Raw genomic sequence first — 26806 nt, 5'->3', positions numbered from 1 at the left:
ACGCTGAAACAAGCTTTGCAACCCCCGCTCGCCGGCTTGGCCCCCGAAAGGCACCGTCGATGATGTTTCCGTGCCCGTACCTGTAAACAAAGGGCGTTAAAGTCAATTTAATGGACAGTTCGCCGATTCGGGTTGCGGTCAGCCGTGGCTTGGCCGGGACGTGGTGCGGAGCGGTAAAGAAAAAGGCGGAATTGAAGCACCCGCCGATCGATCGCCTGTTGCGCGCGGACGCGCCGCATGCCAGCTTGGGACCCAAGAAAATGACCTCTTCCTCTTCCCAGCCGGTCAAGGCTGTCCTTGGCCCCACCAACACCGGCAAAACCCATTTGGCGGTTGAGCGCCTGACCGCTCATTCGAGCGGCATGATCGGCTTTCCGCTGCGCCTGCTGGCACGCGAAATCTATGACCGTGTCGTGGCGATCAAAGGCCCCGCCCAAGTCGCACTGATGACCGGCGAGGAACGAATCCTGCCCCCCGACGCCCGTTATCTGCTCGGCACGATGGAAGCGCTGCCCGTGACGCGCGACGTCGCCTTCGTCGGCATCGACGAGGCGCAGCTCGGCGCCGACCCCGAGCGCGGCCATGTCTTCACCGACCGGATGCTGCGGGCGCGCGGACGCGAGGAAACGATGATCCTCGGCTCGGCGAGTATCCGCACCCTCGTCAAAGGCCTGGTGCCCGAGGCGGAGATCGTCACCCGGCCCCGCTTCTCGACGCTGAGCTATGCGGGATCATCGAAGCTGTCGCGCCTCCCCAAACGGTCGGCGGTCGTCGCCTTTTCGGCCGAGGAAGTCTATGCGATCGCCGAAATGCTCCGCCGCTTTTCGGGCGGCGCGGCGGTGGTGATGGGGGCGCTGAGCCCCAAGACGCGCAATGCGCAGGTCGCGATGTTCGAGGCGGGCGAGGTCGACTATCTCGTCGCCACCGACGCGATCGGCATGGGGCTCAACCTCGACGTCCAGCATGTCGCCTTCGCATCCTTGCAGAAATTCGACGGACGCCGTCTCCGCCGCCTGACGATATCCGAAATGGCGCAGATCGCGGGCCGCGCCGGACGTCACCAGCAGGACGGCAGCTTCGGTACCGTCGGCCTGCCGCAGGGCGGCTTCACCCCCGAGGAAATCCACGCGATCGAAGGGCATCATTTCCCGCCGCTCGCCAGCCTGTTCTGGCGCGAACCCAACCCCGGCTTCGGTTCGCTCGAGCAATTGCTCGCCGACCTTGCCCGGGCACCAGCCGATCCGTTGCTGCGCGCCGCGCCCGAAGCGGTCGATATCGCGGTGCTCAAGCATCTGGCGGGCGATATGGAAGTGCGCGCGCGCGGCAGCGATTTCGACGCCGTGCAGCGATTGTGGGACGTGTGCGGCCTGCCCGATTTCGAGCAGCTCGGCGCCGAGCATCACAGCCGGACGGTGTTCAAGCTCTGGCAATGGCGCACGCAAGGCGACGGGATGATCGATCCCGACTGGTTCGCGCGCCGCCTCGCGCGGCTCGACGATGTCGAGGGCGACATCGACCAGCTCGCCAGCCGCATCGCCGCGGTGCGTTCGCTCTGCTTCATTGCGCAGCGCAGCGACTGGATCGCCGGCGCCGCGGGCTGGACCGAACAGACGCAGGCGCTCGAATCGCGATTGTCCGATGCGCTGCACGCCGCGCTCGCGCAGCGCTTCGTCGACCGGCGGCTCGCGCTGCTGCTCCGCGACGCGGGGCAGCGCAACACGGCCTTGCCCGTCGCGGTCGGCCTCGACGGCACCGTCGCGGTCGACGGCGAGGCGATCGGCACGCTCAAGGGTTTCCAGTTCAAGGTCGATCCGGTGGCGCGCGCCAGCGATCACAAGATGCTGCTCGCCGCCGCCGAAAAGCATCTGCGCGCCGAACTGGCGCGCCGCGCGACCGCGCTCGCCGAGGGCGAAGACGGCGCGCTCGCGCTCGTCGCCGAACCCGGCACCCCGCCGCGCCTCGCCTGGAACGGTCATGTCGTCGCCTGGCTGGCCAAGGGACCGACGCTGGTCCAGCCATCGATCCAGGTCGAGCCCGCGCTGCGCCGGCTCGAACCTGCGCAGGTCCAGGCGATCACCGAACGGCTGCAGCAATATGTGGCGCGGCAGCTTGCCCGCCACGCCGGCCCGCTTGCCGCGATGGGCACCGCCGCCGGCGACCTGTTCACCCCGCCGCGCGTCCGCGCGCTGCTCGCCGCGATGACCGACGGCAGCGGACTGATCGCGCGCGCTGCGGTCGATGATCAGCTTGCCGCGATCAGCGCCGAAGAGCGGCCGCAGCTTCGCAAGCTTGGGCTCACCATCGGCTCGCTCGACATTTTCCACCCGCAATTGCTGAAACCCGAAGCCGTACGCTGGCGCGCCGCGCTGATCGCCGCGCAGCAGGGCACGCCGATTCCCGCGCTGCCGCCGCATGGCGCGGTGTGGCAGAAGGACGGCGCCGCCGCCGGGCTGGGCGTTGCGGGGTTCCGGCGCTGCGGCACCGGATGGCTGCGCATCGACATGGCCGAGCGGCTCGCACGCCAGGCGCATGCCGCCCGGCTTCAGGCGGCAGCGCCGCCGACGGCGCCGATTGCGGGCGGTGCCGACGATCATGAGAATGAGCACCGCGGCGAAAGTGCGCAGGAAGACAGCGCATCCGCGGCCGCCGTCTCGGGCTTTGCCATCGACCCGGCGCTGGCGACCTCGCTCGGCCTTGACGAGGACGCGCGGCGCGCCCTGCTCCAGAGCGTCGGTTTTCGCATCATCGGCGAGCCCGCACTCGACCGCTGGCGCTGGTCGGGGCTGAAGAAAGCCGACAAGCGAGGGCGCGACAAGCGTCGGCGCCGGTCGCAGCACAAGGAACGGAAGGACGCGGCGCCCGCCCGCGTCAACGGCGATGCCACCCGCCCGCCGGTCAAGCATGGCAAGGCACCGCGCCCCAAAACCGGCAAGCCGGGCCAAACCGGACCGCGCGTCCTCCGCGACGACCGTCCTGCACGCCGCGGCCCGTCGCCGAACAGCCCCTTCGCGGGACTGGCGGCCCTTCTCGCGGGCGCACGCGAGGATTGATGGCCAGTCCGGGCGCGGCAGGGAGCATCCGGCTCGACAAACTGCTCTGGTATCTGCGCTTCGCGCGGTCGCGCAGCATCGCACAGGCCATCGTCGCGGCGGGACATATCCGGCTCGATGGCCGGCGCGTGACGCGTTCGTCGTGCGCCGTCCATGTCGGCCAAACGCTGGTACTGCCCGTCGGCGAACGGATCGAGGTGATCCGCCTGCTCGCGCTTCCGGCCCGCCGCGGTCCGGCGGGCGAGGCGCAGGCCTGTTATCGCAAGCTCGAACCCGAAACGCCGCCCGCGCCCATTTCCGCTATCAGCGGCAATGGAAAAGCTGTGGCCCCAAAAGGCGCCGGCGCCCCTATCGAGTGAGAGTGATTCGCAACTGTCGCTAAGCGTTGACGCACGATAGTCGCGCGGCATAGAGGCGAGCCGATATGAGAGCCTGACGGCCGCATCGCCGTCACCTGAGGGAGCCGAACCCATGACCTATGTCGTCACCGATGCCTGCGTCCGTTGCAAATATATGGACTGCGTCGAGGTGTGTCCGGTCGACTGTTTCTATGAGGGCGAGAATATGCTCGTCATCAATCCGAACGAGTGCATCGACTGCGGCGTGTGCGAACCCGAATGCCCCGCCGAGGCGATCCTGCCCGACACCGAGAGCGGCCTCGAAAAATGGCTCGAAGTGAACACCAAGTTCAGTGCCGAATGGCCGAACATCACGGTCAAGAAGGACAGCCCCGCCGACGCCGACGAGTATAAGGGCGTCGAGAATAAGTTCGAGACGCTCTTCTCGCCGGAACCCGGTGAAGGCGACTGAGTCGCAAGACCATGGACGAAGGATCGGGGCGGCCATTCCGCCCCTTTCTTTTTGGCGGCAACGGCATTTGCAGCACGTAACAGGATGGCGTCTTTCGGCCGGAAGCTGCCGTCCCGTCCATCGTCACCCCGGACTTGATCCGGGGTCCCGCTGGAAGTCGAGAATTGCCGCTGCCTCAAAAGAAAAGCGGGATCCCGGGTCGAGGCGGAAGAGCCACGGGTCTCCTCCGCGGATGACGAAGTGAGAGGCAGGAAGCGGCCAATTGTTGCCGTAGCCCCTTATAAACTTCGTCATTCCCGCGAAAGCCGGAACCCAGAGCGTCCGTTAGTTGGCCCATCCCTGGGTTCCCGCTTTCGCGGGAATGACAAATGTTGGGGACGGCGACTCTGCCTGGCTCCAAAGCCGAAACCGCATCCCTTTCCTACATTATTCCGCCATGCTAGCCCCTTTGCCATGGACCGTATGAACCACTCTCCATCACCCTTGAGCGATGCCGCATTTCCCGCTCCCAGGGGCCGAACAGAGAGGGGAGGTGCCGTGACCTTTGTGACCTTTGGCGTGACCTTCGGAATAAAATTGCGCGAGTCCTTCGGCCGCGCCCCGCTACTGCCGACTGCTACTGTCGAAGCGGCAATGATGATCCGACTTCGGGACCGCGCTGGCCGATTTGCCCTCTTGAAACCCTTCGCCTTGCCGCCGATGTAGGGCGACGGAGGGGCGAGCCCGCCGGTTCTCGGCGCGGCGCTCCAATAATGAAGGACGAAATTCCAATGATCGACCCGCTCGCCGCCCTTGTTCCCGTCGTCGTCGAGCAGACGAGCCGCGGCGAACGCAGCTTCGACATTTTCTCGCGTCTGCTGCGCGAACGGATCGTCTTCGTCACCGGCGAGGTCGAGGACAATATGGCCTCGCTGATCGTCGCCCAGCTTTTGTTCCTCGAATCGGAAAATCCGAAGAAGGACATTTATATGTACATCAACTCGCCGGGCGGCGTCGTCACGGCGGGCATGGCGATCCACGACACGATGCAATATATCCGCCCGCGCGTCGGCACGGTATGCATCGGCCAGGCCGCATCGATGGGCAGCTTCCTGCTCGCGGCAGGCGAGCCCGGCATGCGCGTCGCGCTGTCGAACGCCCGCGTCATGATCCACCAGCCCTCGGGCGGCGCGCGCGGTATGGCGTCGGATATCGAAATCCAGGCCCGCGAAATCCTGCGCATCCGCAAGCGGATGAACGACCTGTATGTGAAATATACCGGCAAGCCGTTGAAAGATATTGAAAAGGCAATGGACCGCGACACCTTCCTCGAAGCCGAAGAAGCCAAGGAATTCGGCCTCGTCGATCAGGTGTTCGACCGCCGCCCCGGCCTGCCCGGCGACGAAACGGCCGAGGTGAGCGAGGGCCCGACGCCCTGACCATCCGGCCTGGCAACCGGGCGGTAACCGCGTTTCTTGACGCGCGCTTTGCCGCCTGGCGCTAGGCGGGACATTGTCCCGATGTCACCCAATTGCCATATTGTAATCGGGTGGCGGCGGGTTAGGATAAAGGCGGCCGTGCCCTTTTGGCGCCCGCCATAGGAAGTTTTATGACGAAATTGAGTGGCTCGGACAGCAAGAGCACCCTTTACTGCTCCTTCTGCGGCAAATCGCAGCACGAAGTCCGCAAGCTGATTGCCGGGCCGACCGTGTTCATCTGCGACGAATGCGTCGAACTGTGCAACGACATCATCCGCGAAGAGATCAAGGGCGGGATCGCCGCGCGCAAGGACGGCGCGGTGCCGACGCCGCTGGAAATCTGCCAGCATCTCGACGCTTATGTGATCGGTCAGAACACCGCCAAGCGCGTGCTGTCGGTCGCGGTGCACAATCATTACAAGCGCCTCGCCAATTCGGGCCGCGGCGACGACGTCGAACTGGCGAAGTCGAACATCCTGCTCGTCGGCCCGACCGGCAGCGGCAAGACCCTCCTCGCGCAGACGCTCGCACGCTTCCTCGACGTGCCCTTCACCATGGCCGACGCGACGACGCTGACCGAAGCCGGCTATGTCGGCGAGGATGTCGAGAATATCATCCTGAAGCTGTTGCAGGCCAGCGACTACAACGTCGAAAAGGCGCAGCGCGGCATCGTCTATATCGACGAAATCGACAAGATCAGCCGCAAGGCCGAAAATCCCTCGATCACGCGTGACGTGTCGGGCGAAGGCGTCCAGCAGGCGTTGCTCAAGCTGATGGAAGGCACGACCGCGAGCGTTCCGCCGCAGGGCGGCCGCAAGCATCCGCAGCAAGAATTCCTGCAGGTCGACACGACGAACATCCTGTTCATCGCGGGCGGCGCGTTCAGCGGCCTCGAAAAGATCATCGGCAACCGCCTGCAGGGCAAGTCGATCGGCTTCGGTGCGCATGTCGCCGGCCCCGACGAACGCCGCGCCGGCGAGATGCTGAAGCAGATCGAGCCCGAGGATTTGCTGAAGTTCGGCCTGATCCCCGAATTCGTCGGCCGCCTGCCCGTCATCGCGACGCTCGAGGATCTCGACGTCGATGCGCTGGTCAAGATTCTGGGCGAACCCAAGAATGCGCTGGTCAAACAATATAAGAAATTGTTCGATCTGGAGGAGGTCGCGCTGACCTTCACCGACGACGCGCTCGTCGCGGTCGCCAAGAAGGCGATCGAACGCAAGACCGGCGCGCGCGGGCTGCGCTCGATCGTCGAGGCGATCCTGCTCGACACGATGTTCGACCTGCCCGACCTCACCGACGTGGTCGAGATCGTCGTCGACAAGGATGTCGTCGAGGGCCGCAAGGACCCTGTGCGCGTCTATGCCGACAAGGCGAAGGAAGCCGGCGACGCCGCCTGACACGACTCGCGGCGCGCGCCCGGCGCGCCGCCGCGACCATGTTGCATTGCAGCAACAGTAGCGGGAAAAAACGCAATCGCGTTTGCGCCTGAGGCGCAGCGCGAAACGAAAATTCGCGCTTTTCCGACGCGCCCCGCCGCTTCTCCGCGGCGCGATCCTGCCGTCGTCCCGAATGGCTGTAACAAGTCTGCCACATCGACCCTTCAGGGGCGCGGACAGGTGAAGCGCACCCCCCAATTTGCGCGCTTGCCCTATGCATCAATTAAGGGACATCCAGAGATGAAATTCCGTTACACGCTTGCCGCAAGCGTCGCGCTGCTTCCGGTCGCGCTGCTTTCCTTCCCCGCCTTTGCCCAGTCGACCGGTTCGTCCGACTTCGACGAAATCGTCGTCACGGGCACGACCTCGCAAGACGTCGCCGGCATCAAGATTCCCGATTCGCCCAAGGCGAAGGTGGTCATCGGATCCGAACTGATCCAGCACCAGCGCCCCGGCCAGTCGATCAACGAAATCATCAACCTCGTTCCCGGGGTCAGCTTCACCAACAACGATCCCTGGGGTTCGAGCGGCGGCAACTTCACCATCCGCGGTTTCGATTCGTCGCGTATCTCGCAGACCTTCGACGGCATCCCGCTCAACGATTCGGGCAACTACGCTATCTATACCAACCAGCAGGTCGATCCCGAACTGGTCGAGACGATCAACGTCAACCTGGGTTCGACCGACGTCGACAGCCCGACCGCCGCCGCGGTCGGCGGCACCGTCAACATCAACACGCTGATCCCGAGCGAAGAGCTGAGCGGGATGATGAGCGCATCCTACGGCAACATCATCGCCAACGGCGCCGGCGACCGCCCTTATTACCGCGTCTTCGGCCTGCTCCAGACCGGCAATCTGACCCCGTGGGGCACGCGAGCCTGGTTCTCGGCCTCGACGACCAACAACGTCGCGGCGTTCGCCAACTACGGCAAGGTCCGCAAGCAACAGTATAACGGCAAAATCTATCAGCCGATCGGCGACAATGGCGATTTCATCGCGATCGCTGGCCACTATAACGAGAACCGCAACAATTTCGGCGGTTCGCCGCTACGCGCCAACGCGATCACCGGCGAAAAGGACGGCCGTTTCTACGACATCGGTGATCCCACCAAGGGCGGCGGTTTTCCTTGTGAAATTGGGTATCTCAACAATGACCCGACCCAGCCCAATAACTGCGGCACCGAATTCGAGCGTCGCTACAATCCCTCGAACACCGGCAACGTCCGCTGGCAGTCGCGCTTCACGCTGACCGACCGCCTGACGCTCTCGTTCGATGGCGCCTGGCAGACCGTCAAGGCGAATGGCGGCGGCACGACCTTTGCCAATGAAGGCTTCTTCACCAAGAAGAACAACGCCAATGGCCTGACCTTCACCGGCACCGGCAACTATGGCGGCGCCTTCTACTTCGGCCGCGATCTCAACGGTGACGGCATTCTCGGCAAGGTGACCCTGCTGTCGCCCAGCCAGACCAACACCAACCGCTGGGTCGCGATCGCGAACCTCGTCTATGACATCAACGACACGAACCGTGTCCGCCTGTCGTACAGCTATGACCGCGCGCGCCACCGCCAGACCGGCTCGGCCGGCTTCCTGTCCGCGAACGGCGAACCGGTCGATGTGTTCCCGATCAACGATCCGGTCACCGACGTCGATGGCAACGTCCTGCAAAAGCGCGACCGCCTGTCGTTCGCGACGCTGCACCAGGTCGCGGGCGAATATCGCGGCGAATTCTTCGAAGAAAAACTGATCGTGCAGCTGGGCCTGCGGGCGCCCTTCTTCAAGCGCGACCTCAACAATTATTGCTTCACGTCGAGCACGGGCGGCAGCTCGGGCGCCTTCGTCGAATGCGCCCCGGCCGATCAGATCGCCGAATATCAGACGGTCTTCCCCTATGCCTTCAACGACACTACCGGCAAACCTTCGGGCGCCGCCTTGCCGCAGAAGCGCACGCTGAAATATGACAAGCTGCTGCCGAACGTCGGCGCGGTCTACAAGATCACCCCCGACCTCAGCTTTGCGGCGAGCTATACGAAGAACCTGTCGGTTCCGAGCACCGACTCGCTGTACAGCGCCTTCTTCTTCCCGGCCGACGATATTTCGTCGGAGCGCAAGGCGGAAACCTCGAACAGCTTCGACGCCGGCTTCCGCTACCAGACCTCGAAGATCCAGGCGGCGCTGACCGGCTGGTATTCGAAATACAGCAACCGCCTCGTCACCTCCTATGACATCGACGGCAACGGCACCGACACCAACCTCGGCCCGGTCGAGAAATATGGCATCGATGCGAGCATCGCCTACCAGCCGGTCGATGCCATCTCGCTCTACGTCTTCGGTTCGTACCTGAAGTCGAAGATCGAGCGCGATGCGGTGACCGGCTCGTGCAAGGACGACAGCGACATCGAACTCGCCGGCCTCTGCTACATCCAGGACGGCGTTGCCTATCTTCGCACCGGCGGCAAGCGCGAGCGCAACGCGCCCGAATTCCTGTTCGGCGGGCGCGCGGAAGGTAATTTTGGCGGCTTCACACTGGGCGTCCAGGCCAAATACACCGGTTCGCGCTTTATGAACGACATCAATGGTGTCGTCGGGACGGCCGTTAACAGCAAGGGCGAGACGGTGCTGATCGCCCCGGGCGCCAAGTTCAAAGGCTACACCGTCGTCGATATCGACCTCCGCTACTCGCTCGCGAGTGCTGGCCTCGAACATTCCTACCTTCAGTTGAACGTCAGCAACCTGTTCGACAAATTCTATGTCGGCTCGTTCAGCGGCAGCCTCGACGGGCTGGCGAGCGCGAGCGGCGCGTTCGTGAACTTCGGTTCGCCGCGCGCGATCAGCGCCTCGTTCGTCATCGGCTTCTAAGCCGTCCGATCGCAAGCGAAGACGGGGCGCGGGAGGAAACTCCCGCGCCCTTTTCTTTGCAGTCATGGCGCATGAAGGAATGGCTGATATCGGCCGAGAGTTGCCGTCCCGTCCATCGTCAGCCCGGACTTGATCCGGGGTCCCGCTTGACCTCGAAAACCGTCGGCGCCCTCAAAAAAAAGCGGGATCCCGGGTCAAGCCCGGGATGACGAAGCTGTAGAAAGCGACGCCCGCTCCCCACCCCAAAACCGCCATAACTCCGGCTGCGATAGGATCAACCGGCGGCGATGCGCCGCGCGGTATCCTGGACCAATGCGATCATGTTGGGGACGCCCTGCGTGCGGTTCGACGACAGCTGGCGCGTCAGGTCGAAGGGCGCGAGCGCGGCGGTGACGTCCATGGCCGCCACATCGGCGGCCGGCTTGTCCTGCACCGCAGCGAGGACGAGCGCGACGATGCCCTTGGTGATCGCGGCGTTGCTGTCGGCGAGGAAATGGAGACGGCCATCGGCCTCGGGCACCGGATAGACCCAGACGCTGGCACTGCAGCCGCGCACCAGCGTCGCGTCGGTCTTGAGCGCATCGGGCATCGGTTCGAGCTCGCGCCCCAGTTCGATCAGCAGGCGATAGCGATCGTCGCCGTCGAGAAAATCATATTCGTCGAAAATGTCGGAAAGGCTGCGCATCGCTGTGCCAGTGGCAGATTTGCACGCCGCGCGAAAGAGGCTGCGGCGGTTTCGTGCCCGCGCCGCCCCGCAAGGGATGGGGGCGGCGCGGATCGGTGCGGGGCGACCGTTACAGGTCGACGCCCGCCGCGATGGCTTCGAGCTTGCGCAGCCGTTCCTTGAGATCGGCGATCTCGATCCGCGATCCGGCATGCGGGACCGCGGGATCCTGCGCTACGCTGTGGCCCGCGGCGAGTTCGTCGCGCTTCAGCGCGATCCAGTCACGCCAGCCGCGCAGCGCGACGAGGCTGATGATCGTGAGCGCGCTCAATGCGATGGTCGCGGCGAGCAGGGTGGCACTGAGTTCGGAAGCGATGATGGCGGCCATGGGTCGGCTCCTTCTTCGTCACGGGTCAGGGGAGTGAACGATCGCGCAGCCGTTCGATCTCTTCGTCGAGCGTGGCGGCGCGATTGTGGTCGGTGGCGATGCGTTCGAGGACCTGGATCCGTTCCTTGAGCGCGCGGATTTCGGTCTGCAGCGCCTTGGTCTCGGCATCCTGATTTGGGTTGCCGGTGAAATATTCCTGCCCGCGATGGTCGCGGCGCACGCCATATTTCGCCCGGATGATGCTGCCGATCGTCACGATGAGGACGATACCGATGACCATCTCAAAGGGATTCATGGGGAAAGATCCTTTCCGTCTTATCGTTGTCAGTTCAGCGGCGTGTCGCGCAGCTTTTCAATCTCTTCGGCGACGTCGACCCCGCGATCGGTCGCGATGCGTTCGAGGACGCGGACGCGTGCTTCGAGCCGCTCGCTCGCCGCCGCATATTGGGCCGCCTTTTCGGCGGTCAGCGCGGCCTGCGCCTCGATCATCTTCTGCTGATGCTTCGACCAGAAGATGAAGCCGGCCAGCAGAAAGGGCGCGAGCGGCACAAGAATCCAGATGGTGTCATCCATGGCCTATCTCCTCAATTCGAGGGGCGCCGCAGCGCCTCGATCTCATGGCTCAGCCGGTGGCCTTCGTCGGTGACGATGCGTTCGACCACCGCCAGGCGGTCCTTCACCGAACCGAGTTCGGCACGCAGCTGGGCGTTTTCCTGGCTGATCAGCTTGACGCGTTCCATCGCCTCGTCGCTGGTCTTGGGATAGACCGCCTTGCCCCAGCTGTTTTCGAGCGGATAGCCGTTCTTGATGCGCAGCCAGGTGGTGAAAATCCAGCCGCCGATCCCGACAACGCCGAGGATGGCGACGACGGGAGCAAGGGCACTGAGGACGTCGAGGTTCATGATATTTCCTTTTAGCGCAAGCGGTCGATCTGGTCGGCGAGCTGCGCGGCCTGTCCGTTGGTTTCGGTCGCGATGCGTTCGAGCACCGCAATCCGTTCTTCGAGCCGGCCAATCTGGCTGGCGAGCTTGGCATTGTCGTCGGCGAGCAGCTTGATTTTTCGATCAGCGTCGGGGTCGGTTCGATGAACCGTGCCACCCCATTCATTCTCGATCGGATAGCCATGCTTGGCACGGATCCAGGTCGTGAACATCCAGCCGCCGATTGACAATGCGATGATCGCGATGACGAAGGTGGGGCCACCCCAGCTCATGATTTGTCTCCCTGTTGCCGTCTATCTTCGTTGCCGGTCCGCGTCCCGATTACCGGCCGATTACCGGAGAGCGTCGATTTCGTCGGCGAGCCGGCGGTTGTGGCTCGTGTAATAGAGTTCGATGTCGGCGAGCCGGCGATCGATGTCGCGGAAGCGCGAGCGGATGTCCCGGGTCGACGCGCTGGGGTTCGAGCGGACGCCCTGCCAGAACTTCGCTTCCTCGTTCGAGCCGTAGAGCGCAAAGGGCTTCGGCGTCCCCATCATCCCGATCACGATATAGGCCAGAAACGGAAAGCCCGAGCCCATCAGCGTGCCGAGAACCATGCCGACGCGGATCCACAGGACGTCAATCCCCATGTAATCGGCAAGTCCCGAACAGACGCCCAGCCATTTCGCATTCTGTTTGTCGAGATAGAATTTGGTGCGGCTGGCCGACATCTCAGTTCCTCCTGCTCATATTTTCAAGCTGCGCCAGATCTTCATCACTGCGAACCGCGGGGCGGAAGTCGGGATGGTCGGCGCTGATGATGCGTTCCACGGTATGGAGACGATTCTCGAGCCTCCGGGCCGTATCGTAAAGTTCGTCGAGCAGTTGCTCATCCTCGCCGGTCAGCGTCTTGGCCTGCTTCCACTTCGTCACATAGTGGAGGATGAGCCAGGGCAAGCCAAGGAAGATGGCGGGAACGACGACGATGGGAACGATGATATCTTCCATCGGTCGGGCTCCTTAATTCTTGCCCTGCGCGGCCTTCAGCGCGGCCAGTTCGTCGGCGACCTTGTCGGCCGCCTGCAGTTCGGCGATCTCTTCATCGAGCGACTTTTTATAGCCGAGGCCCAGCGCATCGGCGCGGCCTTCGGCTTCGTCGACGCGGCGCTCGAGAATCTCGAAGCGCGAGAAGGCGTCTTCGACCCGGTCGCCGTTGGTCATCTCGCGCAGGCGATAGCGGTTCTCGGCGCTTTCGAGGCGATTGACGACGCTCGACTGGCGCGCGCGGGCTTCCGAAAGCTTCTTCTGCAGCTTGGCAATATCGGCTTCATAGCCGGTCAGCGCGTCGTCGAGGACGGCAATCTCGGCCTTCAGCTTGTCAGCCATGTCGCCGGCCTTCTGCTTTTCGACGAGCGCCGAGGTGGCAAGGTCTTCGCGGTCCTTCGACAGCGCCAGTTCGGCCTTTTCCTTCCAGCTGTCCTGCAGGCTTTCAAGCTTGGCGATATGGCGGCGCATTTCCTTCTGGTCCGCGATCGTGCGGGCAGCGGAGGCGCGGACTTCGACGAGCGTTTCGTTCATCTCGAAGATGATCTGGCGGATCATCTTTTCGGGGTCTTCGGCCCGGTCGAGCAGGTCGGTGACATTGGCGGCGATGATGTCGCGGGTGCGTGAAAAAATACCCATTGGGAAACTCCTGTCGAAAATCTTGAGACCTTGAATATTGTTCTCGTGAAAAATGCTGGTGCCGGGGCGGGGCAAGGGGGTGAGTGCCCCGGCACCAGTGCCGGTCATGCCGTAAAGCTGACCGCCGGGGTTGTAGCAACGGCGACTTGCGGCTGATCGATCACGCCGACGAGGATGGCCAGCGCTGCGACCGCGCTGAGCGCGAAGGTGGCGGCTTGGGCAAACATCGTCTTCATGGCTTCGATCTTCCTTTTGTTTTCGCTGCACCGGCACCAGTGCGCCGGTTCGTCTGATACTATGCAGGGGGTATGCCAATTTTCCGAAACCCCGAAAATCTGCGTAACTTCACACTGAAACGGCCTCACCAGCGAATTTCTCTTGCCAATCAACGGGAAATTTTGCCAATGATTGGGAATGGAGCGCGAAACGCAGTTCATCGGCCAATCCGCAGCTTTCCAGGATGCGGTCGAGCGCGCAAGCCAGGCGGCAACGCTCGACCGGCCGGTGCTGGTGATCGGCGAGCGCGGGACGGGCAAGGAGTTGATCGCCGAACGCCTGCACCGGCTGTCGGCGCGGTGGGATCGTCCCTATGTGATCATGAACTGCGCCGCGATGCCCGAGACGCTGATCGAATCCGAACTGTTCGGGCACGAGGCGGGCGCCTTCACCGGCGCGACGCGCACGCGCGCCGGGCGCTTCGAGGAGGCCGACGGCGGCACCCTGTTCCTCGACGAACTCGCGACAATGTCGATGGGCGCGCAGGAGCGGCTGCTGCGCGCGGTCGAATATGGCGAGGTGACGCGCGTCGGCTCGTCGCGTCCGATTCGTGTCGACGTGCGCATCGTTGCGGCGACCAACGAGCATCTGCCCGCGCTGGTCGACGAGAACCGCTTTCGCGCCGACCTGCTCGACCGGCTGTCGTTCGAGGTCATCACCCTGCCCCCCTTGCGCGCCCGCGAAGGCGACATCGAGGTGCTCGCGACCTATTTCGGCCAGCGCATGGCGGCGGTCGTCGGCTGGGAGGAATGGCCGGGCTTCGGCCCGCGCGCCCTCGCGCAGATGGAGGGGCACGACTGGCCGGGCAATGTCCGCGAACTCAGGAATGTCATCGAGCGGGCGATCTATCGCTGGCACGATCCCGAACGGCCGGTCGACGCGCTGAGCTTCGACCCGTTCGCCAGCCCCTGGCAACCGGTTCATCGACCGGCGGCGAAGACCGCCGAGGCCGCGAATCCGGCCGCGGCGGCCGAGGCAGCGCCGCCCGCCGCCGCACCTTCGGGTGCGGTCAGCGACCTGCGCGGCGCGGTCGACGCTTATGAAAAGCAGATCCTGGCCGACACCATGGCCCGCTGCCGGTATAATCAGAAGGTCGCGGCCGAATCGCTGGGGCTGAGTTATGACCAGATTCGCCACGCGCTGAAGAAGCATGGGTTGAATCAATAGCAGTATATCCGTTGCCCCCGCGCAGGCGGGGGCCGCTGGCGTTTTACAAGACATGGCAACGTGAGGCCGATAGCGGCCCCCGCCTGCGCGGGGGCGACGGATATGCATTGGCTGGCCGTTTACTGCCCCGGAAGCTGCGCGTTCAGCGCCTCGAGAATCGCATCCTGCCCCGACGCCAGTTCGGCGATGCGGTCGCGCAGCGCATAGATGTCGGGAAGACCGTCGATCGCCTCGTCGACGCTGCGCTCGACATAGAGGCGGTCGATGTCGGCGAGCGCGCCGGTGAGCGGGGCGCGCGCCGCGGTCAGCCGCGAGATCGCCTGTTGCGCGACCACCCAGGGTTCGCTCGACACCGGCGCCCCGGCGGCCGCCGAAACGAGCGCCGCGGTCGCATTGCGCTCGGCAGCAAATGCCTGCTGCCCGCTCGCCGCATCGCTTTCCCAGCGCGCGAGCCGGCCGGCGAGATCGGCGGGCAGCGGTCCGGGCGGCGTCACCGCGACCGGCGGCGGCGCGACGTCGAAGCGTCCCTCGATCGGCCGCTTGGCGAGCGATGGCGCCTGCGTTTCCTTCGCGGCAACACCCGCCGGCAACAGCAGCGGAACGGCAAGGGCCAGCGGGAGGGCCAGCGGGATCGAAAGAAGGGGGCGCTTCATCGTCGACCCTGATATGAGCGGCGGCGCGGCGCAGCAAGACCGAATCGGATAGGACGCGGCACGCCCGCACTGTCCGCCGAAAAAGCGCGAAAAGCGCGGAAATATGCGGTTGACAGCAACGGCCTGTGACGTTAGTGGCGCTGACTTTCCCGCATGCCGGAAAAATCGCCTGCTTTGGCGGGTGGATGGTAGCGCGGGTGACAATAGATTTTGATTGGATGGAAGACCATGTTCGCAATCGTGCGCACGGGCGGCAAGCAGTATCGCGTCGCCGCCGGAGACAAGATCGCCGTTGAAAAGATCGACGGCGAAGCTGGCGACACCGTGTCGCTGGGCGACATCCTGCTGGCCGGTGACGGCGGCGAAGTGAAGAGCGCCGACGGCCTCGTCGTTTCGGCCGAGATCATCGCCCAGACGCGCGGCGAAAAGGTCATCGTTTTCAAGAAGCGCCGCCGGCACAATTATCGCCGCCGCAACGGCCATCGCCAGTCGCTGACGCTGCTGCGCATCCTCGCCGTCGGCGATGCCAAGAAGGCCGCGCCGAAGAAGGAAGCCGCCGCGAAGGCAGAGGCCGCTCCGGCCGCCGAAACCAAGGCCGCTGCGCCGGCTCCGGAAGCCGCCAAGAAGGCCGCCCCGAAGGCAGAAGCCCCCAAGGCCGAAACCGCCGAAAAGAAGCCCGCTGCCAAGAAGGCAGCCCCCAAGAAGGAAGCCTGAGCGCGGCAACGCGGCTCGGCCCCTCGTACGAATTAAGGAGCATCAGTCATGGCACATAAGAAAGCAGGCGGTTCATCGCGCAACGGTCGCGACTCAGCCGGCCGTCGCCTTGGCGTGAAGAAGTTCGGCGGTCAGGAAGTGATCGGCGGCAACATTATCGTGCGCCAGCGCGGCACGCGCGTCTATCCGGGCGTCAATGTCGGCATCGGCAAGGACCACACGCTGTTCGCCACCGCCGAAGGCCGCGTCCGATTCCACGATGGCAAGCTTGGCCGCAAATATGTGTCGGTCGACGCCATGGCGGAAGCCGCAGAATAGGACGATCTGTCAGGGTCGTCCACCAGGGATGACCCGGAGCTGTCCTTTCCGCCACAAAGCGGAAACAAGGTTCGAAAAGAGGGAGACGGGTCACCCCCGTACTCCCTTTTTTCTTGTCTGATTTCTGCCGCTTGGCAGGCAGGCGCGAAAACAGGGCCATCCGTCTCCCTCGCTATCGATTGTCGTCAAAGCGTCACCATCTGGCGCCACGGCGACAGGCAATTGGGAGTGATAACATGTTCGCGCGTACCGAAAGACTGTTGCTGCGGCCCGGCTGGCAGGAAGATGCCCCGGCGCTGACGCGGGCGATTGGCGAAGAAGCCGTGGTCCGCAACCTCGCACGCGCCCCTTGGCCCTATGGCGAAGAAGAAGCGCAGGCATTCCTCAGCCAGCCCGTCGACCCGTCGCAGCCGCGTTTCCTGATCTTTGCCCGCACCGGCGGCGCGCCGCGCCTCGTCGGCGGCTGCGGCATTTCGCCGAGTCCTGAGGGTCCGCTCGAAATGGGCTATTGGATCGCCCGCCCCTATTGGGGCCTGGGCTTTGCCACCGAAGCCGGACGGCAACTCCTGCGCATCGCCCGCGCGATGAGCCTGCCGAAGCTCGGCGCCGGGCACTTCGTCGACAATCCGGCGTCGGGCGCGGTGCTGCGCAAGCTCGGCTTCCGGCCCACCGGCCGCATCGCACAGCGCTATAGCCTCGCGCGCGGCGGCGAGGCGGCGTGCGCGCTGTTCGAGGAAGGCGATGGTGACGGCAGCAATGCCGTCATCCCCATGCGCGGCCGCATCACGATCGAAGAAGATTTTCGCGAAGATATCAGGCTGATGGCCGCTTGATGCGGCGCCGTTCCCCCTTCTCGTCACCCCGGACTTGATCCGGGGTCCCGCTTACTCTCGAAAACAGCAGATGACTTCAAAAAAGCGGGATCCCGGGTCAAGCCCGGGATGACGACGAGAAAAAACGCAGCGCGGCCGTTTTCGGGCGAAACCAGCCATTAACCAGCGCCCGGATCGCTCGCATCCTACCCCCGCATCTTGTTCACCATGCCCATGATGTCGTCGAGCGGGTTGCCGTCGCCATCCATGTCGAGCATCTTGCCCAATCCGCCCAAGCCACCCGCCGACGGAGCCGCGCCGCCGCCGACCGATCCGCCGAGCACATTACCGATCAGATCGCCGAGACCGCCACCGCCGCCCTGCGACTGGCCGCCTTGCTTTGCCATATAGCCGGCGACCATCATCGCGAGCATCGGCAGCATCTGCTTGAGCAGCCCCGAATCGAGCCCGGTCTGCTCCGCCGCCTGCCCGGCAACCGTCCGGCTGACATCTTTCGACCCGAAAATCTGCCCGAGCACATCATTGCCCTGACCGACCGGGGTCGGCCCCGACCCCAGCACCGAGTCGAGCAGGCCGCCGCCGCCAAGCTGGCCGAGCAAGCCGCCCAAGCCTTCGATTCCGCCCGATTGCGCCTGTTTCTTGAAACCGCCGAGGATCGCGGGGAGGAGCGCTTCGGCGCCCTGCTTCGCCATCGCGGGCGGCACGCCAAGCTCGCTCGCCATCGATTCGATGCCGCCGGCCTGCTGTAATATGTCGGTGAGGTTCATCTGTTTTCTCCCGCTTCCGGCGCGGATCGAACCGCGCCAAGCCGCGTTACTATAGCAGCGCGCGGGCGGACGGCGAGCCGTTCATTTGGCTGTCATTTCCAGATGCATAGTCTTAGCCTGCGGCCATTCGACTCGCCCCGTCCGGGGTGGGCCGCCTTACAAAGTGGGAGCAAATCGATGAGTATTTTCGGCAAAATCAAGGACGCGATTTTCGGCAAGAAGGCACAGGCGGCCGAGCCTGCCGCCCCCGCTGCCCCCGCCGCAGGGTCGGTCGGCGCGGCGCTCGACGCAGCGACAAGCGCGATGGCATCGGTCCCGGCTGCCCCCGCTGAGATCAGCGAAGTCGATGTCGAGGCGATCCTGTCGGCGCAGGCCGCCAATGCCGGTCAGCCGCTCAACTGGCGCACCTCGATCGTCGACCTGATGAAACTGGTCGGCATCGACCCCAGCCTCGACAACCGCAAGGAGCTGGCGCAGGAACTCGGCTATACGGGCGAACTCAACGGCAGTGCCGAAATGAACATCTGGCTGCACAAGGCGGTGATGCGCGAACTCGCTGCGAACGGCGGCACGGTGCCCGCCGACCTGACCGACTGATAAACGGTCGATAATTTTCGACGGGGGCCGGGAGGGCGAAGGCCCTCCCGACCCCTTTTCGTTGACCGGTACGCTCCCGCGCCTAGACAGGTTTCAACAGAAACAAAGCCGCAAGGGAGCGCTCACGTGCACGACAGCCTTTCCACCCCCGTCAGCCGCCGCCGCACGCTGGCGACATTGGGCGCCGGCACCGCGGGATGGGCGATGAGCGGCCCGGCGCTGGCGCTGGACGCGGCGCCGCCGAAAAATGACGCGCAAAAGCTGCTCACATCGGTGGCCGACAATCTGCTCGCCCATTCGCCCGAGGGCGCGACCGCGCTCGGCATCGATACCGGCGATCGCGCCGCGATGCGCGGACGCCTCGGCGACCGCTCGGCCGCGGGGCAAAAGGCGCTGGCCGATACCCTGAAAGCCGATCTCACCCGAGTCCGCGCGCTCAGGACCGAGGGGCTCGACCATGCGACGCGCACCAGCCTCGCGGTGGTCGAAAGCGCCTATGGCGTCGCGCTCGACGGCTTTGCCCAGCCCTATGGCGATGTCGCGGTCGGCGGCTGGCGCAACACGCCCTATGTGGTGATCCAGAATGTCGGTTCCTACCTCGACGTGCCGAAGTTCCTCGACAGCGACCATCCGGTGAAGACCAGCGCCGACGCCGAAGCCTATCTGTCGCGCCTCAATGCCTTTCCCGGCGCGCTCGACGGGGAGACGGAGCGGCTGAAGGCGGCGGGCGCGCAGGGGCTGATCGCCCCCGCCTTCCTGATCGACAAGGCGGTCAAGCAGATGGAAGCAAGCCTCGCCGACGCCAAGGCAGGCGGCAGCATGGTCGAAAGCCTGGTCCGCCGCGCTGGCGAAGCGAAGATTGCGGGCGACTGGAACGCGCGCTCGGCGAAAATCGTCCAAGGCCCGGTCGCTACCGCGCTCGAACGCCAGCTTGCTGAACTGAAGGCGCAGCGGCCGAAGGCGGTGATGGACGCGGGCATGTGGGCGCGCCCCGGCGGCGACGCCTTCTACGCCTGGGCGCTACGCGCCTCGACGACGACACGCATGACCCCCGACGAGGTCCATATGATGGGCCGCGCCGAACTCGCCGAGTTGCATGGGCGCATGGACCCGATCCTCAAGAAACTCGGCTACACGCAAGGGTCGGTCGGCGACCGGATGAACGCGCTCGCCAAGGATCCGCGCTATAAATTTCCTGACAACGATGCCGGCCGCGCCGAGATCGTCGCTTATATCCAGACCTGGCTCGGCAAGATCCGCGCAGAGTTGCCGCGCGCTTTCCGGACGCTGGTCAAGGGCAATGTCGAGGTGAAGCGACTGCCGCTCGCCGAGGAGCCGGGGGCGCCTGCGGCCTATGGCGGCGCGGGGTCGATCGATGGCAGCATCCCCGGCCGCTTCTGGATCAACCTCCGCACGACCGAATTGCACAGCAAATATTCGCTGCCCGACCTGACGATGCACGAGGCGATTCCCGGCCACGCCTGGCAGGGCGAATATGCGAACAAGATGCCGCTGATCCGGACGATGCTGGCGTTCAACGCCTATTCGGAAGGCTGGGGACTCTATGCCGAGCAGCTCGCCGACGAACTCGGCCTGTACGATGATTTCGAGGTCGGGCGTCTCGGCTATCTTCAGTCGCTGGCGTTCCGTGCCTGCCGCCTCGTCGTCGACACCGGCATTCACGCCAAGCGCTGGACGCGCGAGCAGGGGGTCGAGTTCTTCGTGCGCGAAAATGGCTCGAACCCGCTCGAGGTCGCGAGTGAAGTCGACCGCTATTGCAGCTGGGTCGGGCAGGCCTGCGGCTACAAGGTCGGGCACAGCGAGATCGTCCGCCAGCGCGGCCGTGCCCGGACGGCGCTGGGCGCGAAATACGACCTGCGCGATTTCGACAATGTCGTCGTCGACGGCGGCAATGTGCCGCTCGACGTGCTCGCGAAGAATGTCGACGATTATATCGCGAAGGCCGGGGCGAAGGCGTGACGCGTCGCTGCACTGCGCTTCTGGCGTTCGGCGCGGCGCTGCTCGTTCCGGCGGTGGCGACTCACGCACAGGAACAGGAAGGCGGCCGCGTCGCGATCGTGACGTCGGACGTCGGCCGCTTCTTCGCGCTGTACGACGATCCGGCGCTCGCGGCGCAGCCGGGCGCCATCGCCGCACGCTACCTCGCCGAGCCGACGCCGGGGCTCGCCGAGTTCATGACGCTGCGCCGGATCACCCCCGACCGGCTGGCCGCCGCCCTGCGCGACAAGCGGCAGGTCTTTGACGACGCGCGCGGCTGCGCGGCGAAGCTTGGCGGCATCCGCCCGCGCCTCATCGCCGCGACCGACAGGCTCGCCGCGCTTTATCCGCAAGCGAAGTTTCCGCCGATCACCATCGCGATCGGCCGCGCGTCGACCGCCGGGACCGCGAATGCCGGGGGTCTCTACATCGGGCTCGAAGCCCTGTGCGCCGCAAAATTCATTGAAGCCAACGACGAAGACCGCTTTGTTCACGTCATTGCCCATGAATATGTCCATGCGCAGCAACCGCTGGCGCAGGTCGAGGACCCCGAAGAAAAAGTGTTGCGTGCCGCGCTGGGCGAAGGGGTCGCCGAATTCATCGGCGAGCAGATGTCCGGTTCGGTCGGCTATCCGCTGCTTCACCAATGGGCCAAGGGACGCGAGAAGGAATTGGAAACCGCATTCCTTGCCGAGAAGGACGAAAAAGCCATCGGGTCGCGCTGGCTCTATAACAAGCAAGGCACCGATGGCTGGCCCGGCGACCTTGGCTATTGGGTCGGTTATCGGATCGTCAAAAGCTATTACCACCGTGCGCCCGACAAGGCGGTGGCGCTGCGCGAAATCATCGAGATGACGGACCCGGCCGCCTTCCTCGCGGCAAGCGGCTGGACGCCGGGGATAGCCCTCTAACCCCGGCGCGCGCACCTATTTCTTTCCGAACAGCGATCCCGCGATGCCGCCAAGGTCGTTGAGCGGGTTGCCGTCGCCGTCGCGGTCGAGCGCGCCGAGGATGCCCGAAGCGCCGTCCTGCTGGAGCATCGTCGCGAACCGGCCGAGCGAACCTTCGCCGCCGATATGGCCGACGATTTCCTGCAGCTTTTCGAGCGGCAGCCCGGTCGCTGCCGCGGCGCCCTCGGCGGTGTCGCCCTGCATCGGATGTTGCTTGGCGAGCGCCGCAATCGCCGATTCGACATGCTCGGGCGACAGGCCGACCTTTGCCGCAAGGTTGGTCACCGTGTCGTTACCCGAAATCTGGCCGAGAATATTGTCCAAGATGCTCATGTCATACGCTCCTATTTGGCAAAGCCGGGGCAACGCTATCACGCCGAAGGGAACGGCGCGAGGTCCGGCATGACAAATCCCTGCCGCGCGGGCGCCGAAAAGAGCAGGTCGCGGCTGTAGAAGCGCAGCGGCCAGTCGCGTGCGCCCATAGGCGAGAGCAGCAGGCCGTTGACGCGCTCTGTCAGGCCGGTCGCGGCCGTTTCTGCGAGGAACAGGCGCACGCCGGCGACATAGGCGCGAGTGATGCCGTCATGATAACCCTGGGTGTCATCGTTCACGCCGCCGACGCTCTCGTTATAGCGGCTGATGATGCCCGCAATCTCCGCATCGACGTCGATGTCGAGGCGTTCGCTGACGAGCCAGAGGCAGGCGCCCAGATGCGCCTCGTGCGTCCATGCCTCGCGCGGCAGGGCGCGCGCGAGCAGGCCGGTGCCGATCGCGCGGATATCGTCGTCGCGCTCGAACAGACGCGGGGTGAAATCGGCAGTCATGGTCCGGTCCTTCCGGGTGAAGAAGCACCCGGAAGAGTTCCGGGTCAACTATGCCGCGACAGCGGCCTGCGGTGCGGCTTGGCGGACGCCTTCGTCGACATGGTCCGCAAATTGCGCGAAATTGTCGATGAACTGGCCGACGAGCGTTTGCGCGGTGCGGTCATAGGCGGCCTTGTCGGCCCATGCGTTCCGGGGATCGAGGATCGCGCTGTCGACGCCGGGCACCGCGACCGGATATTCGAAACCGAAGTTCGGGTCCTTGCGGAATTCAGCGTCATTCAGGCTGCCGTCGAGCGCCGCGTTGAGCAGCGCGCGCGTCGCCTTGATCGGCATGCGTTCGATGCCGTCCATCGTCGCCATGCCGCCGGTCCAGCCGGTGTTGACGAGCCAGCACTGGACCCCGCCCTTGGCGATGCGTTCTTTCAGCAGATTGCCGTAGACCGACGGGTGGCGCGGCATGAACGGCGCGCCGAAACAGGTCGAGAAGGTCGCCTCGGGCTCGGTAACCCCGATTTCGGTCCCCGCAACGCGCGCGGTGTAGCCCGAGAGGAAATGATACATCGCCTGTTCGGGGGTCAGCTTCGCGATCGGGGGCAGCACGCCATAGGCGTCGGCGGTCAGCATGATCACCGTCTGCGGCACCGGTCCCATATTCTCGGTCGACGCATTGGGAATGAAGTCGATCGGATACGAACCGCGGCTGTTTTCGGCGAGGCCGTTGTCGTCGAAATCGAGCTCGCGCGTTTCGGGATCGATCACGACATTTTCGAGCACGGTGCCGAAGCGCTTCGTCGTCGCGAAAATCTCGGGCTCGGCCTCAGGCGAGAGGCGGATCATCTTGGCGTAGCAGCCGCCTTCGAAGTTGAAGACCGCGGTGTCCGACCAGCCATGTTCGTCGTCGCCGATCAGCGTGCGCGACGCGTCGGCGGACAGCGTCGTCTTGCCGGTGCCGCTGAGGCCGAAGAAGACCGCGGTGTCGCCCTTGGGGCCGATGTTCGCCGAGCAATGCATCGGCATCACGCCGTCCACCGGCAGCAGGTAGTTGAGGATGCCGAACACCGACTTCTTCATCTCACCCGCATAGGCCGTGCCGCCGATCAGCACGAGTTTTTCGGAGAAATTGACCGCAACAACCGTTTCGCTGCGCGTACCGTGCCTTGCGGGATCGGCGCGGAAGCTCGGTAGGTCGATAATCGTATATTCGGCCGCGAACGCCGCGAGTTCGTCCGCGGTCGGGCGGACGAGCAGCGTGCGGATGAACTGGCTGTGCCAGGCAAGCTCGGTGATCACCTGCACCGCGACGCGATGCTCGGGCTGCGAACCGCCGAACAGTTGCTGACGGAACACACGCGGACGTGCCGCGAGATAGGTGAAGAAATCGGCCTTGAGCGCGGCGAAATGATCGGGGGTCATCGCGACATTGGTCTTGCCCCACCAGATGGTGTCGGCGGTCTCGGCATCCTGGACGATGAACTTGTCTTTGGCGCTGCGACCCGTGTGCTTGCCGGTTTCGACGACGAGCGGGCCGTCCTTTGCGAGCAGGCCTTCGCCATGGCGGACCGCATCTTCGACCAGTTGCGCCGTGCCCCAGTTCTCGGCGACGTCCGCCGCCGTTTCCACGGCTTGATTGCCGATCACCACCTTGGTCATTGTCTTGCCTTTCCCATGTCCAGCACCCCTTTTGCATAGGTATGCATATCATGCCAAGCCGAAGGGCTTGGGCCCGCATTTGCAATGGGTGCCGACGTGACGCCGATTCCGTAAATCCCGGTCGCGTTAGCGAGGATGGGCAAAGAGGTCAAAAGATTAAAGCGGAGCCGGGCGGCCCTTGCGACGAGCGTACGCCTATGGAACCGACGCCATTCGTCGCAGTTGTCGCTGGGCGGCAGATCGGCTAATTGCTGCGGTCCGCCCAATGGAAAGAGCATGACGGCAACCATCGCGCTGGTCGACGACGACCGCAACATCCTGCAATCCCTGTCGATCGCGCTCCAGGCCGAGGGCTTCGTCACACGCGTCTATTCGGACGGCGAGGCGGCGCTGAAGCCGCTGATCGACAATCCCCCCGACCTGGCCGTCTTCGACGTCAAGATGCCGCGCATGGACGGGCTCGAACTCCTGCGCCGCCTGCGCGAGAAGAGCCAGCTTCCGGTCATCTTCCTGACCAGCAAGGACGATGAGATCGACGAGGCGCTGGGCCTCGCGATGGGCGCCGACGATTATATCGCCAAGCCGTTCTCGCAGCGCCTGGTCATCGCGCGCATCCGGGCAATCCTGCGCCGCGTCGAACTCAATCGCTCGACGCCGAGCGACGATGACGAACCCGTCGCCGACCCGATCCTGCGCGGACGGCTGCAGATGGACCCGGCGCGCCACAAGGTGAGCTGGGACGGCAAGGACGTCACGCTGACGGTCACCGAATTCCTGATCCTCGAAACGCTCGCCAGCCGCCCCGGCATCGTGCGCAGCCGCAACCAGCTGATGGACGCCGCCTATCAGGACGATGTTTATATCGACGACCGGACCATCGACAGTCACATCAAGCGATTGCGCCGCAAGTTCCGCGAGGTCGACCCCGAATTCGACGCCATCGCCACCCTTTATGGCGCGGGTTACCGCTTTGCCGACGATGGCTAAGCCCTCCGCCGCGGAGCAGGAGGAGGCCCCGCTCGTCTGGTCGGCGCGCTGGTCGCTGACCGCTCGCATCCTCGCGGTCAACATCCTTGCGGTCGCGCTGCTGGCGGGCGGCTTCTACTATCTCGACACCTATCGGTCGCGGCTCGTCGACACGCGCATCGACGTGATGGAAGACAAGCTCGAGATGCTCGACGCGGCGCTCGAGGCGGCGCGCCCCGACCAGCGCGAGCGGCTGATCGGCGAGTTCACCCGTGCGACCGAATCGCGGCTGCGCTTCTATGCCGCCGACGGGCGCCTGCTGTCCGACAGTTTCCGTACCGCACCGCCGACCTATACGCTGCGCGACCCCGACCTGCAGCCGTGGAAGCGCGACGCGGCGCGCGCGATGGACCGCGGCATCGACTGGATCGTCGGCGCCCCCTCCTATCCCGAATTCGAGGAGCCGGGGGTCGACCGCGCGTCGGCATGGCCCGAGGTCGTCGAGACGCAGCACAGCGGGCTCGAAACCAGCCGCTTCCGCTACGCGCCCGAACGCACGCCGCTGCTCAGTTCGGCGCGGATCGTCGAGCTCGACACGCCGCAGACGATGCTGATGACGCTGAACGCGCGCGACATCACGCGCACGGTGCGCGCCGAACGCTTCCGGATCGCGATTGTCGTCGCGGTCGTGCTGCTCGCGTCGGTCCTGCTTTCGCTGTTCCTCGCGCGCACGATCGTCCGCCCGCTGCGCAGGCTCGCGCGCGCCGCAGTGCGCGTCCGGCTGGGCCGCGCGCGCGAAGTCGTCGTGCCGCGCCTGCCCAGCCGCCGCGACGAAATCGGCACGCTTGCACGCGCTTTGTCGGACATGACGCAGGCGCTGCGCGAGCGCATCGACGCGGGCGAACATTTCGCCGCCGACGTGACCCACGAGCTCAAGAATCCGATCGCCTCGGTGCGCTCCGCCATCGAAGGTCTCGGCCGCGTCAAGACCGACGAGCAGCGCGAACAGCTGCTCGCGATCGCTGACGAGGATGTGCGCCGGCTCGACCGGCTGGTGAACGACATCAGCGAGGCGAGCCGGGTCGACGCGCAGCTGTCGCGCACCCTGTTCGAGCCGGTCGACGTTGGGATCATGATCGAATCGATGCTGGCGGGCCGTGCCGCCAGGCAGGACCAGAACAGCGAAAAGCCCCGCATCGCCTTTGCCCGCCCGCGCAAGGACACCGCGATGGTGATGGGCGACGGTCACCGGCTCGAACGCGCAATCGACAATGTCATCGACAATGCGATCAGCTTCTCGCCTCCCGGCGGCCTCGTATGCATCGCCGCGACACGGCTGGGCGACGAGGTGCATGTTCGCGTCGACGACGACGGCCCAGGCATCGACCCCGCGCAACGCGAGGCGATCTTCCGGCGCTTTCACAGCGAGCGCCCCGAAGCCTTTGGACGCCATAGCGGCCTCGGCCTCGCGATCGCGCGGACGATCATCGAGGGGCATGGCGGGACGGTGGCGGCGCGCGACCGCGACGATGGCCAGCGCGGCGCCAGCCTGCTGATCACCCTGCCCGCGCGCGAGGGAAATTCCGAAACGGGATAGTTAGAGTCTGTCCTGAAGAGATTGAAGCGTCGTGATTGCCCTGTGAAGCCCGCCGGCGAGGAGCGGCGTGCAGCAGGGGCTGGTGGCCCCTGCCAGCGCCGCGACGAAGTCCGGCGGGCTTCACAGGGCAACCGCTTCGCGGCGGGCCGATTTTGGCCCAGGGCCGCGTCCCTCGTCGGTCACTATGCTTCCGCATGGCTCCCTCCTCGCTCCTTGCCCTGAGCCA

30 protein-coding genes are annotated in these 26806 nt (G+C 65.0%); 15 read left to right on the top strand and 15 right to left on the bottom strand.

Features of this window, described 5'->3' with window-relative positions; genetic code table 11:
• The first annotated feature begins 260 nt into the window (after positions 1–260).
• The 6 genes from FHR22_RS12540 to FHR22_RS12515 all read left to right on the top strand — a co-directional run bounded on the left by FHR22_RS12540 (position 261) and on the right by FHR22_RS12515 (position 9615).
• Positions 261–3050 (top strand): helicase-related protein, encoded by a 2790-nt coding sequence (locus FHR22_RS12540; protein ID WP_166943114.1) that lies wholly within the window; start codon positions 261–263, stop codon positions 3048–3050.
• Entirely contained in the window at positions 3050–3409 is a 360-nt protein-coding gene (locus FHR22_RS12535; protein ID WP_166943110.1) for an RNA-binding S4 domain-containing protein, read from the top strand. The genes FHR22_RS12540 and FHR22_RS12535 overlap by 1 nt, the downstream gene beginning before the upstream one ends.
• Before the next feature lie 112 nt (positions 3410–3521).
• Positions 3522–3860 carry a ferredoxin FdxA gene (fdxA, locus tag FHR22_RS12530; RefSeq protein WP_166943107.1) on the top strand — a complete coding sequence of 113 codons (339 nt, stop codon included), beginning with the start codon at positions 3522–3524 and terminating at the stop codon, positions 3858–3860.
• 770 nt (positions 3861–4630) lie between these two features.
• A complete protein-coding gene (gene clpP / locus FHR22_RS12525; protein ID WP_166943104.1) occupies positions 4631–5278 on the top strand; it encodes an ATP-dependent Clp endopeptidase proteolytic subunit ClpP in 648 nt (215 codons plus the stop codon).
• 170 nt (positions 5279–5448) lie between these two features.
• Positions 5449–6717: an ATP-dependent Clp protease ATP-binding subunit ClpX gene (gene clpX / locus FHR22_RS12520; RefSeq protein ID WP_166943100.1), complete on the top strand. Its 1269-nt coding sequence runs from the start codon at positions 5449–5451 to the stop codon at positions 6715–6717.
• 279 nt (positions 6718–6996) lie between these two features.
• Entirely contained in the window at positions 6997–9615 is a 2619-nt protein-coding gene (locus FHR22_RS12515; RefSeq protein WP_166943096.1) for a TonB-dependent receptor, read from the top strand.
• A 274-nt stretch (positions 9616–9889) separates the two neighbouring features.
• Here the strand turns inward: FHR22_RS12515 and FHR22_RS12510 are convergent, their stop codons facing one another.
• The 10 genes from FHR22_RS12510 to FHR22_RS22545 form a co-directional block, all read right to left on the bottom strand.
• A complete protein-coding gene (locus FHR22_RS12510) occupies positions 9890–10300 on the bottom strand; it encodes a SufE family protein (RefSeq protein WP_166943093.1) in 411 nt (136 codons plus the stop codon).
• 109 nt (positions 10301–10409) lie between these two features.
• Positions 10410–10667, bottom strand: a complete 258-nt coding sequence (locus FHR22_RS12505) for a hypothetical protein (protein ID WP_166943090.1) — start codon at positions 10665–10667, stop codon at positions 10410–10412.
• A gap of 25 nt (positions 10668–10692) precedes the next feature.
• Complete coding sequence (locus tag FHR22_RS12500) at positions 10693–10962, bottom strand: hypothetical protein (protein ID WP_166943087.1); 270 nt, start codon at positions 10960–10962, stop codon at positions 10693–10695.
• A 29-nt stretch (positions 10963–10991) separates the two neighbouring features.
• Positions 10992–11240 carry a hypothetical protein gene (locus tag FHR22_RS12495; RefSeq protein WP_166943083.1) on the bottom strand — a complete coding sequence of 83 codons (249 nt, stop codon included), beginning with the start codon at positions 11238–11240 and terminating at the stop codon, positions 10992–10994.
• A gap of 11 nt (positions 11241–11251) precedes the next feature.
• Entirely contained in the window at positions 11252–11569 is a 318-nt protein-coding gene (locus FHR22_RS12490; protein WP_166943080.1) for a hypothetical protein, read from the bottom strand.
• An 11-nt stretch (positions 11570–11580) separates the two neighbouring features.
• Positions 11581–11880, bottom strand: a complete 300-nt coding sequence (locus FHR22_RS12485) for a hypothetical protein (RefSeq protein WP_166943077.1) — start codon at positions 11878–11880, stop codon at positions 11581–11583.
• Positions 11881–11940: 60 nt separating this feature from the next.
• Positions 11941–12318 carry an envelope stress response membrane protein PspC gene (gene pspC / locus FHR22_RS12480; protein ID WP_166943074.1) on the bottom strand — a complete coding sequence of 126 codons (378 nt, stop codon included), beginning with the start codon at positions 12316–12318 and terminating at the stop codon, positions 11941–11943.
• Between the two features lies 1 nt (position 12319).
• Complete coding sequence (gene pspB / locus FHR22_RS12475; RefSeq protein WP_166943070.1) at positions 12320–12595, bottom strand: envelope stress response membrane protein PspB; 276 nt, start codon at positions 12593–12595, stop codon at positions 12320–12322.
• 12 nt (positions 12596–12607) lie between these two features.
• Positions 12608–13270: a phage shock protein PspA gene (gene pspA, locus FHR22_RS12470; protein ID WP_166943067.1), complete on the bottom strand. Its 663-nt coding sequence runs from the start codon at positions 13268–13270 to the stop codon at positions 12608–12610.
• Positions 13271–13374: 104 nt separating this feature from the next.
• Positions 13375–13506 carry a hypothetical protein gene (locus FHR22_RS22545; protein WP_279588427.1) on the bottom strand — a complete coding sequence of 44 codons (132 nt, stop codon included), beginning with the start codon at positions 13504–13506 and terminating at the stop codon, positions 13375–13377.
• A 178-nt stretch (positions 13507–13684) separates the two neighbouring features.
• Here FHR22_RS22545 and pspF point away from each other — a divergent pair, with 178 nt between their 5' ends.
• A complete protein-coding gene (gene pspF, locus FHR22_RS12465) occupies positions 13685–14713 on the top strand; it encodes a phage shock protein operon transcriptional activator (protein ID WP_166943064.1) in 1029 nt (342 codons plus the stop codon).
• A gap of 119 nt (positions 14714–14832) precedes the next feature.
• On the opposite strand, the gene FHR22_RS12460 is transcribed toward pspF, so the two are convergent.
• A complete protein-coding gene (locus tag FHR22_RS12460) occupies positions 14833–15366 on the bottom strand; it encodes a hypothetical protein (RefSeq protein ID WP_166943059.1) in 534 nt (177 codons plus the stop codon).
• Positions 15367–15594: 228 nt separating this feature from the next.
• Between FHR22_RS12460 and rplU the strand changes: the two genes are divergently transcribed.
• From rplU to FHR22_RS12445, 3 genes are all read left to right on the top strand, one after another.
• A complete protein-coding gene (rplU, locus tag FHR22_RS12455) occupies positions 15595–16080 on the top strand; it encodes a 50S ribosomal protein L21 (protein WP_166943055.1) in 486 nt (161 codons plus the stop codon).
• Positions 16081–16128: 48 nt separating this feature from the next.
• On the top strand, positions 16129–16398 hold the full coding sequence (gene rpmA, locus FHR22_RS12450) for a 50S ribosomal protein L27 (protein ID WP_166943052.1): 270 nt from the start codon (positions 16129–16131) through the stop codon (positions 16396–16398).
• A gap of 236 nt (positions 16399–16634) precedes the next feature.
• Positions 16635–17231: a GNAT family N-acetyltransferase gene (locus tag FHR22_RS12445; protein ID WP_166943047.1), complete on the top strand. Its 597-nt coding sequence runs from the start codon at positions 16635–16637 to the stop codon at positions 17229–17231.
• 185 nt (positions 17232–17416) lie between these two features.
• Here FHR22_RS12445 and FHR22_RS12440 read toward each other — a convergent pair whose 3' ends face one another.
• Complete coding sequence (locus tag FHR22_RS12440) at positions 17417–17998, bottom strand: DUF937 domain-containing protein (RefSeq protein WP_166943044.1); 582 nt, start codon at positions 17996–17998, stop codon at positions 17417–17419.
• Positions 17999–18175: 177 nt separating this feature from the next.
• On the opposite strand from FHR22_RS12440, the gene FHR22_RS12435 reads away from it, so the two are divergent.
• The 3 genes from FHR22_RS12435 (at position 18176) to FHR22_RS12425 (ending at position 21504) form a co-directional block, all read left to right on the top strand.
• A complete protein-coding gene (locus FHR22_RS12435; RefSeq protein WP_166943041.1) occupies positions 18176–18595 on the top strand; it encodes a DUF3597 domain-containing protein in 420 nt (139 codons plus the stop codon).
• A 126-nt stretch (positions 18596–18721) separates the two neighbouring features.
• Complete coding sequence (locus FHR22_RS12430) at positions 18722–20575, top strand: DUF885 family protein (RefSeq protein ID WP_166943038.1); 1854 nt, start codon at positions 18722–18724, stop codon at positions 20573–20575.
• Entirely contained in the window at positions 20572–21504 is a 933-nt protein-coding gene (locus FHR22_RS12425; RefSeq protein WP_166943035.1) for a gliding motility protein GldB-related protein, read from the top strand. The genes FHR22_RS12430 and FHR22_RS12425 overlap by 4 nt, the downstream gene beginning before the upstream one ends.
• A 15-nt stretch (positions 21505–21519) precedes the next feature.
• Here FHR22_RS12425 and FHR22_RS12420 read toward each other — a convergent pair whose 3' ends face one another.
• The 3 genes from FHR22_RS12420 to FHR22_RS12410 are packed head-to-tail and all read right to left on the bottom strand — an operon-like array spanning position 21520 to position 24017.
• Positions 21520–21876 carry a hypothetical protein gene (locus tag FHR22_RS12420; protein WP_166943032.1) on the bottom strand — a complete coding sequence of 119 codons (357 nt, stop codon included), beginning with the start codon at positions 21874–21876 and terminating at the stop codon, positions 21520–21522.
• 38 nt (positions 21877–21914) lie between these two features.
• Positions 21915–22367: a hypothetical protein gene (locus tag FHR22_RS12415; RefSeq protein ID WP_166943029.1), complete on the bottom strand. Its 453-nt coding sequence runs from the start codon at positions 22365–22367 to the stop codon at positions 21915–21917.
• A 48-nt stretch (positions 22368–22415) separates the two neighbouring features.
• On the bottom strand, positions 22416–24017 hold the full coding sequence (locus FHR22_RS12410; protein ID WP_166943025.1) for a phosphoenolpyruvate carboxykinase: 1602 nt from the start codon (positions 24015–24017) through the stop codon (positions 22416–22418).
• A 276-nt stretch (positions 24018–24293) separates the two neighbouring features.
• Between FHR22_RS12410 and FHR22_RS12405 the strand changes: the two genes are divergently transcribed.
• Positions 24294–25004, top strand: a complete 711-nt coding sequence (locus FHR22_RS12405; protein ID WP_166943022.1) for a response regulator transcription factor — start codon at positions 24294–24296, stop codon at positions 25002–25004.
• The gene (locus tag FHR22_RS12400) at positions 24997–26580 is read left to right on the top strand and encodes a sensor histidine kinase (RefSeq protein WP_166943019.1); all 1584 of its coding nucleotides are present in this window, start codon (positions 24997–24999) and stop codon (positions 26578–26580) included. Before FHR22_RS12405 ends, FHR22_RS12400 begins: the two co-directional genes overlap by 8 nt.
• Positions 26581–26806: the final 226 nt, after the last annotated feature.

Origin of the sequence: Sphingopyxis panaciterrae, assembly GCF_011762125.1 — a bacterium.
Taxonomy (GTDB): Bacteria; Pseudomonadota; Alphaproteobacteria; order Sphingomonadales; family Sphingomonadaceae; genus Sphingopyxis; species Sphingopyxis panaciterrae.
Note: the sequence above shows the minus strand (reverse complement) of the source record. Positions and strands in the feature narration are given on the sequence as shown.